Annotated in this window: 11 protein-coding genes; 6 read left to right on the forward strand and 5 right to left on the reverse strand. The window is 67.3% G+C overall.

Going from position 1 to position 8,974, the window contains the following annotated elements; genetic code table 11:
- Positions 1-94: 94 nt before the first annotated feature.
- From gorA to pgi, 4 genes are read right to left on the reverse strand one after another with little or no spacing between them, the layout of a single operon-like run.
- The gene (gene gorA, locus Q0U08_RS04055) at positions 95-1,444 is read right to left on the reverse strand and encodes a glutathione-disulfide reductase (RefSeq protein ID WP_298089893.1); all 1,350 of its coding nucleotides are present in this window, start codon (positions 1,442-1,444) and stop codon (positions 95-97) included.
- On the reverse strand, positions 1,444-1,857 hold the full coding sequence (locus Q0U08_RS04060; RefSeq protein WP_298089894.1) for a PIN domain nuclease: 414 nt from the start codon (positions 1,855-1,857) through the stop codon (positions 1,444-1,446). Before Q0U08_RS04060 ends, gorA begins: the two co-directional genes overlap by 1 nt.
- On the reverse strand, positions 1,854-2,045 hold the full coding sequence (locus Q0U08_RS04065; protein WP_298089895.1) for a type II toxin-antitoxin system VapB family antitoxin: 192 nt from the start codon (positions 2,043-2,045) through the stop codon (positions 1,854-1,856). Before Q0U08_RS04065 ends, Q0U08_RS04060 begins: the two co-directional genes overlap by 4 nt.
- Before the next feature lie 44 nt (positions 2,046-2,089).
- A complete protein-coding gene (gene pgi, locus Q0U08_RS04070) occupies positions 2,090-3,583 on the reverse strand; it encodes a glucose-6-phosphate isomerase (protein ID WP_298089896.1) in 1,494 nt (497 codons plus the stop codon).
- 149 nt (positions 3,584-3,732) lie between these two features.
- Here pgi and lepB point away from each other — a divergent pair, with 149 nt between their 5' ends.
- The 3 genes from lepB to era all read left to right on the forward strand — a co-directional run bounded on the left by lepB (position 3,733) and on the right by era (position 6,285).
- Complete coding sequence (gene lepB, locus Q0U08_RS04075) at positions 3,733-4,599, forward strand: signal peptidase I (RefSeq protein ID WP_298089897.1); 867 nt, start codon at positions 3,733-3,735, stop codon at positions 4,597-4,599.
- 5 nt (positions 4,600-4,604) lie between these two features.
- The gene (gene rnc, locus Q0U08_RS04080; protein ID WP_298089906.1) at positions 4,605-5,261 is read left to right on the forward strand and encodes a ribonuclease III; all 657 of its coding nucleotides are present in this window, start codon (positions 4,605-4,607) and stop codon (positions 5,259-5,261) included.
- A gap of 130 nt (positions 5,262-5,391) precedes the next feature.
- Positions 5,392-6,285 (forward strand): GTPase Era, encoded by an 894-nt coding sequence (gene era, locus Q0U08_RS04085; protein ID WP_298089899.1) that lies wholly within the window; start codon positions 5,392-5,394, stop codon positions 6,283-6,285.
- A gap of 4 nt (positions 6,286-6,289) precedes the next feature.
- Here the strand turns inward: era and Q0U08_RS04090 are convergent, their stop codons facing one another.
- Positions 6,290-7,018: an NAD-dependent deacylase gene (locus tag Q0U08_RS04090; protein ID WP_298089900.1), complete on the reverse strand. Its 729-nt coding sequence runs from the start codon at positions 7,016-7,018 to the stop codon at positions 6,290-6,292.
- Positions 7,019-7,217: 199 nt separating this feature from the next.
- Between Q0U08_RS04090 and Q0U08_RS04095 the strand changes: the two genes are divergently transcribed.
- The 3 genes from Q0U08_RS04095 (at position 7,218) to nth (ending at position 8,878) form a co-directional block, all read left to right on the forward strand.
- A complete protein-coding gene (locus Q0U08_RS04095; protein WP_298089902.1) occupies positions 7,218-7,373 on the forward strand; it encodes a hypothetical protein in 156 nt (51 codons plus the stop codon).
- Positions 7,374-7,490: 117 nt separating this feature from the next.
- Positions 7,491-8,219 (forward strand): 4-hydroxy-tetrahydrodipicolinate reductase, encoded by a 729-nt coding sequence (gene dapB, locus Q0U08_RS04100; protein WP_298089907.1) that lies wholly within the window; start codon positions 7,491-7,493, stop codon positions 8,217-8,219.
- Positions 8,216-8,878 carry an endonuclease III gene (gene nth / locus Q0U08_RS04105; RefSeq protein ID WP_298089903.1) on the forward strand — a complete coding sequence of 221 codons (663 nt, stop codon included), beginning with the start codon at positions 8,216-8,218 and terminating at the stop codon, positions 8,876-8,878. Before dapB ends, nth begins: the two co-directional genes overlap by 4 nt.
- The last annotated feature ends 96 nt before the right edge of the window (positions 8,879-8,974 follow it).

Here is an 8,974-nt window from a genome sequence, read left to right on the forward strand (position 1 = left end):
CGGGGCGGCCGGGGCAGGCCGGCAGGGCAAAAATCGCCCGGCATCAGGAACCTTCCCGCGGGTGATGCGTGCCGCCCACCCGCGGGAACACAGGTCAGCGCATCAAGACGAGTTCCTCGGCCATGGTCGGGTGCAGGGCAACGGTGGCGTCGAACTGCGCCTTGGTCAGACCGGCCTTCACGGCGATCGCCGCCGCCTGCAGGATTTCGGGGACGTCGGGGCCGATCATGTGGAGGCCCAGGATACGGTCCGTCTCGCTGTCGCAGACCATCTTGTAGAGTGCGCGCTCGTCGCGCCCGGCCAGCACGTTCTTCATCGGGCGGAAGTCCGACGAATAGACCTTTACCGATCCCAGCTTCGACTTGGCCTCCGCCTCGGTCATGCCGACGCCGGCAATGGGCGGGTGGCTGAATACCGCGGAGGGGATGCAGTCATAATCGACGCTGGTCGGCTTGTTGCCGAACACGGTGTCGGCAAAGGCTTGACCTTCGCGGATCGCCACGGGGGTGAGCTGGATGCGGTTGGTGACGTCGCCGACCGCATAGATGCTGTCGCAGGTGGAGCGGTTCGCCTCGTCCACCTTGATCGCGCCCTTCTCGTCCAACTCGACGCCGGCGCTTTCCAGACCCAGGCCGTGCGTGTTGGGGACACGGCCGGTGGCGAACATCACGCAATCGACCACCACGGGTTCGTGGTTCGCCATGCTGACCTGAAGGCAGCCATCGTTCAGCTTCTCGATCCCCTGGAAGGTGGCGTCGAAGCGGAACTCGATTCCCTTCATCATCGAAATCTGGAGAAGGCGGTCGCGGATCGCCAGTTCATAGCCGCGCAGGATCTCCTTGCTGCGGTTCATAAGGATGACATGGGCGCCGAGCTGGTGGAAGATGCCGGCGAACTCGTTGGCGATATAGCCGGCACCCGCGATCAGGATGCGCTTGGGGACCGCGGGCAGGTGGAACGCCTCGTTGGAGGTGATGCCCAGGTCATGACCTTCGCATTCGGGGACGGCGGGGTGGGCGCCGACCGCGATCAGGATCTTGCCCGCCGTCTTCTCGGTGCCGTCGGCCAGACGCACGCTGTTCGGGCCGGTGACGACCGCACGCTGGTTGATGATCTCGACCCCGTGGCTTTCCAGCGTGTTGGTGTAGGCGCCGTTGATCCGGTCGACCTCGGCCAGCACATTGTCGCGCAGCGTCGGCCAGGAGAACTCGCACTGGTCGGGAACCTGCCAGCCGAAGCGCTTGGCGTCGCTCAGATCCTCGGCGAAATGCGCGCCGATGGCGAGCAGCTTCTTGGGCACGCAGCCCCGGATGACGCAGGTGCCGCCGACGCGGTATTCCTCCGCCACCGCGACCTTCGCGCCATGCGCCGCGGCGACCCGGCTGGCGCGCGTGCCGCCGGACCCGGCGCCGATGACGAACAGGTCATAGTCATAGTCGGACATCAATTCACTCCGGATGCGGGTTCCAGCACCGGGATCAGCCCCAGATGCCGTACGAAAGGGTCGAAGTCCCGGTCGCTATAAAGCAACGGGGTACCGTCAAGGATGCAGCGCGTGGCGATCAGCGTGTCGATCGTCTTGCGGATGGTGATGCCGAGCGTGCGCAGGGTGCGGTAATGGCGGGCGGCTTGGAGGGCGCATCGCTCGCCTCCGACCGTTACCACCGGATACACCGCCATCCTGCCGTGCAGCCGCCGATATTCCACATCGGTTCGGCAGCCTTGCAGAACCTCGGTCAGTACCAGGTCGGGAATGCCGATCGGCCTTTTATCGAGAATGGTATCGAGGTGATCGGCCTGGGGCGACGAGCGACCGGTCAGGTAATCGATCCAGACGCTGGAATCGACGAGGATCAATCGCGCCTCATTGCATCGAGATCGCCGACCCATTCCATCTTGCCGCGCAACTCGCGGATGCCGGCCTGACGCTTCAACTGCACCAATTGGCGAAGGGCGGCCTCGACCGCTTCCTTCTTGGTACGCGCGCCTGTGGCTTCCATGGCTTCCGCCATGAGCACATCGTCGATCTCGATATTGGTCCGCATGTGTATGGCTCCTGGGAGCCATACACATAAGGATGGTGGTGGCGTCAGTCGAGGCCGGCGCGGGCGATCAGGTCGGTGGTGGAGGGGTCAAAATCACCGCCGCCCTTCTCCGCCGCTTTCGCCATTTCCTTGCCCAACTCGACGCCGAACTGGTCGAAGGAGTTGATGCCGAGCAGGACGCCGTTCACGAAGACGCGCTGTTCGTAGAAGGCGATGAGGGCGCCGAGCGTGCGGGCGTCGACCGTGTCGAGCAGGAGCGTGGAGGAGGGGCGGTCGCCCGAATAGCTGCGCGCCGGATCCTCGGCCTGTTTGCCCTTCATCAGCGCCGCACCTTGCGCGAAGGCGTTGAGGAGCAGTTGGCGGTGATGCTCTTCGGCGAGGGTGTCGCCGGGTTCGATCGAGGCGATGAACTCGACGGGGACGAGGTGGGTGCCCTGGTGGAGAAGCTGGAAGACGGCGTGTTGTGCGTCGGTGCCGACACCGCCCCAGGTGATGGCGGCGGTGGGGCGGCCGACGGGCTGTCCGTCCACCGTGACGCCCTTGCCGTTCGATTCCATTTCAAGCTGCTGGAGATAGCTGGGGAGGAGGCGCAGGCGCTCGTCATAGGCGAAGGGCGCGCGCGTCTCGGCGCCGCGGACCTGGGTGTAGTAGAGGTCGGCGAAGGCGGCGAGGGCGGGGGCGTTCTCGTGGAGTGCGGTCAGGCGGAAATGGCGGTCCATTTCGGCGGCCCCCTCCAGCAATTCCTCGAACTGGTCCCAGCCGAGTGCGAGCGCGGCGGGGAAGCCGATCGAGGACCAGAGCGAGTAGCGGCCGCCGACCGATTCCGAGAACGGCAGCACGCGGGTTTCGTCCACACCCCATTCGACCGCCTTGTCCGGGCTGGCGGTGAGCGCGATCACGCGGCCATACGGATCCTCGACGCCGTGCTCGGTCATCCATTGCAGGACCGAGGTTGCGTTCAGCATCGTCTCGGTGGTGGTGAACGTCTTGGAGGCGATGACGAGCAGGGTGGTCGACGGATCGAAACGCTTGAACGCTTCCTCCAGCGCGACGCCATCGACGTTGGAGACGATCGCGACGTCGTAGCGCTCGCTTTCGCGGCCGAGCGCGTCGACCAACAGGTCGGGGCCGAGCGCGGAGCCGCCGATGCCGACGTGCAGGATGGAGCGGATCGGCCCGAGCGCCTCCGCCTCGATCGCGTCGATCAGGGCGCGCATCCGGTCATGGAAGCCGCGCGAGCGGGCGACGCTTTCGGGATTGCCTTCCCCGCGTTCGGCGGTGTGCTCGACCGCGCGGCCCTCGGTGACGTTGACCACCTCGCCGCCGAACAGCGCGTCGCGCTTGGCCGCCAGGCCCTGCGCCTTGGCGAGTTCGGCGAAGGCGGCGACCGCCTCACGCGTCAGATGCGTCTTGGACCAGTCGAAATGGATACCGGCGACGTCCAGGCTGAATGTTTTCAGCCGGTCGGGGTCTTCGGCGAAAAGCTGGAGAAGCGGCGTCCGGGGAAGCGCTTCGATCGTCGACCAGTCGGCAGCCATGGGTATATGTCCTTCACATAAGGGGCCGTTATCCTGCCGGGGTATGACAAGGCGACGTTGAATGCCAAGCCCGAACGTTTCGCACCTGCGAAGGGATGCAGACGACCTGCCGCTTGACGCCGCCGAGGCGTTGCGCGAACCGAGAACATATGGCCGATACACCCCCGCCCGCCCCGGCGACCCCGCAGGTACAGCCCGACAGCCCCAAGCGTTCGGAAGCGGGCGAGACCGTCCGGTTCCTGCTGAAGCTGGCGCTGTTCGTGTTCGTCATCCGCAGCTTCCTGTTCGCGCCCTATTCGATCCCGTCGGAATCGATGCTGCCGCGCCTGTTGATCGGCGACTATCTGTTCGTGACCAAATGGAATTACGGCTATTCGCGCTGGTCGCTGCCCTGGGGCCTGCCGCTGATCCCGGGCCGCATCTTCGCCAGCACGCCGACCCGCGGCGATGTGGTGGTGTTCCGCAGCCCCGATCCGATGCCGGGCGACACCGACCCGATGCATGACGATCATGACGTGATCAAGCGGGTGATCGGCCTGCCGGGCGACACGGTGCAGGTGCGCGGTGGGCAGGTGATCCTGAACGGAAAGCCGATCCCTAAGGCGCGGGTCGCCGACTTCACCCTGCCGCTGAGCCCCAATTTCGATGCGGAAAAATGCGGCCCGGATCATCTGGACGTGGTGAACGGCACGCAGATCTGCCGCTATCGCCGGTATCGCGAGACATTGCCGGGCGGGCGGACCTATGACGTGCTGGACCAGGGCGACTTTCCCGATCGCGACGATACCGACGTCTATACCGTGCCCGCGGGCAACGTGTTCCTGATGGGCGACAACCGCGACGATTCGGCGGACAGCCGGTTCCCCGCGCCATCGGGCATGGGCTACATTCCGATGGAGCGGCTGGAGGGCAAGGCGGCCATTACCTTCTTCTCGACCGATGGCAGCGCGTCGTGGCTGCTGCCCTGGACCTGGTTCTCGGCCGCGCGACCGGCGCGGATCGGGGAAGGGTTTTGAAGGCGCTGTCCGGATGGCTGGCGGGGGTGTTCGGCCGCGCGCCCGTGGATGCCGCGCCGTTCGAGCGTGCGCTGACGCATGGCAGCCAGGCGGCGGAGAATTACGAGCGGCTGGAGTTCCTGGGTGACCGGGTGCTGGGGCTGGTGATGGCCGAATGGCTGTGGGAACAGTTTCCCGACGAGCCCGAGGGGCAGTTGTCGAAGCGGCTGAACGCACTGGTGACGGGTGCGGTGTGTGCCGATGTGGCACGGGCGCTGGGCGTGCGCGATCATCTGCGGCTGGGCAAGCAGGCGCGCGACGACGGGGCGTCGGAAAGCGACAATGTGCTGGGCGACGTGATGGAAGCGCTGATCGGGGCCTGGTACCGGGAAGCCGGGCTGGAGGCGGTGCGCGCTTTCATCCGGCAGGCCTGGGGCGACCGGGTCCATGCCCATGCCAAGGCGCCGCAGCATCCCAAATCCGCGCTCCAGGAATGGGCCGCGGCGAGCAACCGCAAGCCGCCGGAATATGAGGTGACCGACCGGTCGGGGCCGCAGCATGCGCCGCGGTTCACGGTGACGGTACGGGTTGGCAAGTCGGCGGAAGCGAGCGCGAGCGGAGCCAACAAGCAGGAGGCGGAGACCGCGGCGGCCAAGGCGTTGCTGGCGAAGGTGCAGGGTTAAGGGGGGCAGAGGTGGTTCTGCTGGTCCGCCCCTCACTTTCCCACCGCCTTCCGGCGGGGGCGCGAGGGGCGGTTCTCTCACTCACCGATTTCTGCTAACGGGCCGGCCTCTCTTCCCCGGAAAGCCTAGAATGACCCAACATTGCGGCCTCGTCGCCGTCGTCGGTGCCCCCAATGCCGGCAAGTCCACGCTGGTGAATGCGCTGGTCGGCCAGAAGGTCGCGATCGTCAGCCCCAAGGCGCAGACCACGCGCGCCAAGTTGCTGGGCGTCGCGATCGAGGGCGATGCGCAGATCCTGCTGGTCGATACGCCGGGTATCTTCGAGCCGAAGCGACGGCTGGACCGGGCGATGGTGGCCGCGGCGTGGGGCGGGGCGGAAGGCGCCGACATCCTGGCGCTGGTGGTCGATGGCAAGGGCGGGCTGGGGTCCAAGGTGACCGATATCGCCGAGGCGATCGCCGAGCGGCCCGAGCCCAAGCATCTGATCCTGAACAAAGTCGATCTGGCGGACAAGGCCAAGCTGCTGGTGCATGCCGAGAAGCTGAACGCGCTGGTGCCCTTTGCCGAGACGTGGTTCGTCAGTGCGGCGACGGGGGATGGCGTCGCGGAGTTGAAGCGCGCTTTTGCCAGACTGGTGCCTGAAGGGCCGTGGCATTATCCGGAGGACCAGGTGTCCGACGCGACGGAGCGGGCGCTGGCCGCGGAGGTGACGCGCGAGCAGCTTTACCTGCAACTGCACGCCGAGCTGCCCTACGCCAGCGCGGTCGAGACCGAGGCGTATAAGGAGCGCGAGGACGGGTCGGTCGAGATCCACCAGCAGATCCTGGTCGAGCGGCCGACGCAGCGCGCGATCGTGCTGGGCAAGAGCGGCGCGCGGATCAAGGAGATCGGCGCGCGTGCCCGCACCGAACTGGCGCAGTTGCTGGGCCATCCGGTGCATCTGTACCTGCACGTCAAGGTCCGCCCCGGCTGGGACGAGGACCGCGACGTGTACCGCGACCTGGGGCTCGACTGGGTGGAGTGACCGGTCAGGCGAGCAGCGAATCGACCCACTGCGGCACGAGGACGCTCGCCGGCCCCAACCGGCTTTCCTCGAACCAGTCGCTGCCGGCGGAGCGTTCCAGGTTCAGTTCCAGCGTGTCCGCGCCGTGCGCGCGGGCAAGCCGGACGAAGCCGGCGGCGGGGTAGACCGCCCCCGAGGTGCCGATCGACACGAACAGGTCCGCACCCGCCAGTGCGGCCTCGATCCGGTCCATCGCATGGGGCATTTCGCCGAAGAACACGATGTCGGGCCGGAGCGCGGGGGCGCCGCAGGCGGGACAGGCGGCGTGGGGTGGAAGATCGCCCTGCCAGTCGAGGCGTTCGTCGCAGACGGCGCACAGGGCCGAGCGCAGCGCGCCGTGCATGTGGACGAGCCGCCGCGTGCCGGCGCGTTCGTGCAGGTCATCCACATTCTGCGTGACGATCAGCAGGTCGCCCGGCCATGCGGCGTCGAGCCGGGCAAGGGCGTGATGGGCCGCGTTGGGAGCGGCATCGCCCAGCGCCGCCCGGCGCGCATCGTAGAAGCCGTGAACGAGCGCGGGATCGCGCGCCAGTGCGTCCGGCGTGCAGACCTCCTCGATCGTGTAGCTTTGCGGCACACCGAAACGGTCACGCACGTCCCAATAGGTGACCCCGGCGGTAGAGCGGAAGGTAGGGATACCCGATTCGGCGGACAGGCCGGCCCCGGTCAGGACGACGAGCGATGGCGTGGTCATGCGGGCATGATATCCGCGTGGCAGCGATGACGGAAACGGGAACCGTATCGGCATTTTTTTCACTGTACGATTTCGTACGAAGAGGTGGCTGTGCCGCTTTGGTGCAATGACTGTGATCTGGTTCATTGCTGCGTGGACGCCCGGTGGATAAGCCCGTGCCCAGTATTGGCGGCCTTGTTGCTTGTTCGCGGAGCATTGTATGAACCCCTATTCCGAGGCGCAATCGCTGCTGATCCGGGCACGTGAGCTGATGGACCGTGCCGGCGACACGCTGGTCGCCGCACAGATCGAGTTGCCGCTGGAATCGCTGGATCGCCGGTTGCAGGCCGAAGCAGGCGACGTGGCACGCGGCTGAAGCCGGCCGGCTCGCCCTTTCGCCCCCTTGCGCGGGCGCCCCGATATGGCAGAGCGGGGACATGACCGATTATCCTGCACCGTCCGTTTCCTTCGCACGCCGATCGGGATGCAGGGCGTGACCGCGATCGGCATTTATGGCAGCGCCGGCCGTATGGGGCGCGCGATCGCCGACCTGATCGAACTGGAGGGCGCGACGCTGGCCGGTGGCGCCGATTCGCGTGACGATCCGTTGCCGCTGGCGCAGGCCGCCGACGTGCTGGTCGATTTTTCCACCGCCGGTGCGCTGGATGCGCATCTGGCGGCGGCCCGCGCCGCAGGCACCGCGATCGTGATCGGCACCACCGGCCTGAGTGCGCAGCAGCACGCCGCGATCGATGCGGCGGCCGCCGAGATCGCCGTGCTGCAGACCGGCAACACCTCGCTGGGCGTCACCCTGTTGTCGATCCTGGTGCGCGAGGCGGCGGCGCGGCTGGGGGCGGACTGGGACATCGAGGTGCTGGAAATGCATCACCGGCACAAGGTGGATGCGCCGTCGGGCACCGCGCTGCTGTTGGGCGAGGCGGCGGCGGCGGGGCGCGGCACGAGCTTGAGCGAATTGCGCGTCGACGGGCGTGCGGGACTGGTGGGCGCGCGGACCGAGGGGACGATCGGCATGGCGTCGCTGCGCGGCGGATCGGTGGTGGGCGACCATAGCGTGATCTTCGCGAGCGAGGGCGAGCGGATCGAGTTGAACCACCGCGCCGATGCACGCTCGATCTTCGCCAAGGGCGCGGTGCGCGCCGCGCTGTGGCTGGCAGGGCAGGCGCCGGGGCGGTATCGCATGGGCGACGTGCTGGGGCTGTGAAAAAGGCCGACGTCGTCGAGTTCTATGCGCGGCTGGCGGAGGCGAATCCGCATCCCGAGACGGAGCTGGAATTCGTCAATCCCTATACGTTGGTCGTGGCGGTCGCATTGTCCGCGCAGGCCACCGATGCGGGGGTGAATCGTGCGACACGCGGCCTGTTCTCCACCGTCGATACGCCGGCCAAGATGCTGGAGCTGGGCGAGGCGGGGTTGAAGGAGCAGATCAAGACGATCGGGCTGTTCAACACCAAGGCCAAGAACGTCATCGCGCTGTCGCGGATGCTGGTCGACGAGTTCGGCGGGCAGGTGCCGGAGGATCGCGATGCGCTGGAACGCCTGCCGGGCGTCGGGCGCAAGACGGCGAATGTGGTGATGAACGTGGCGTTCGGCGCGGAAACCTTTGCGGTGGACACGCACATCTTCCGCGTCGGCAACCGCACCGGACTGGCGCGCGGCAAGACGCCGCTGGCGGTGGAGCTGAAGCTGGACAAGGCGACGCCGCAGCCCTTTCGCCTGCATGCGCATCACTGGCTGATCCTGCATGGCCGCTATGTCTGCAAGGCGCGGCGGCCGGAATGCTGGCGCTGCATCGTGGCGGACCTGTGCGCGTACAAGCCCAAGACGCCGCCGCCAAAGGCCGCCGGTGCGACACCGGCATGAGCGAGGATGACGACATGGTGCGGCTGACCCGGCGGGGTTTTCTGGGGGCGGCCGGCGGGCTGGCTGGCAGCGCGGCGGTGCCGGGCTGGGCGCAGC

This window comes from uncultured Sphingomonas sp., from assembly GCF_946477935.1.
Classification (GTDB): domain Bacteria; phylum Pseudomonadota; class Alphaproteobacteria; order Sphingomonadales; family Sphingomonadaceae; genus Sphingomonas.